Genomic DNA, 519 nt, shown 5'->3' with positions numbered 1-519 from the left:
GGACAGTTCTCTCACCGAAAGTGATGCCGAATTTTGAAATTGTTCGGTGATGCCGTGATGCACTAAACAAGACGGCATTTGTGCATTGTACGCAGCTTGTAAATCGTAAAGGAAGTCACCGACATACAGCACTTCATTTGGCATCAAACGCCACTCCTTGGCGAGTACTTGTAGCGATAAAGGATCGGGTTTTGGTGGATAACATTCACGCGTGATCACTTGCTCAACGGTGATTTGGTTATGTTCCAATTTTCTTTGTGTCGCAATTAGGCAGTTTCGCGTCACGATGGCGGTTTTAATCGCTTTTTTCTCCAAGTAGTTCAGCAATTCATGACAGCCAATCATCGGGCTAGACTGTTCAGCATCGGAAATCTCGTGGTCAAAAATGACATTATGTGCATGCTCTTTGTGATGCGGGTGATCGATGCGCTCTACGAAATCCAATAAATCTTCTGTTTGAGGGCAACCGAGTTGCTGACGAAGATCTTGAAAGTTCATATCTGAACTGACGAGCGTGTT

At 44.7% G+C, this 519-nt stretch carries 1 protein-coding gene; it reads right to left on the bottom strand.

From position 1 onward, the window contains the following. The coding region (locus tag R8O10_RS27475; RefSeq protein WP_318192268.1) for an HAD-IA family hydrolase at nt 1–519 on the bottom strand (519 nt) is incomplete at both ends.

Source organism: Vibrio sp. 1727 (assembly GCF_033344415.1).
GTDB classification, from domain to species: Bacteria; Pseudomonadota; Gammaproteobacteria; order Enterobacterales; family Vibrionaceae; genus Vibrio; species Vibrio alginolyticus.
The sequence above is the reverse complement of the archived record's forward strand: the minus strand, read 5'-3'. Positions and strand labels throughout refer to the sequence as shown.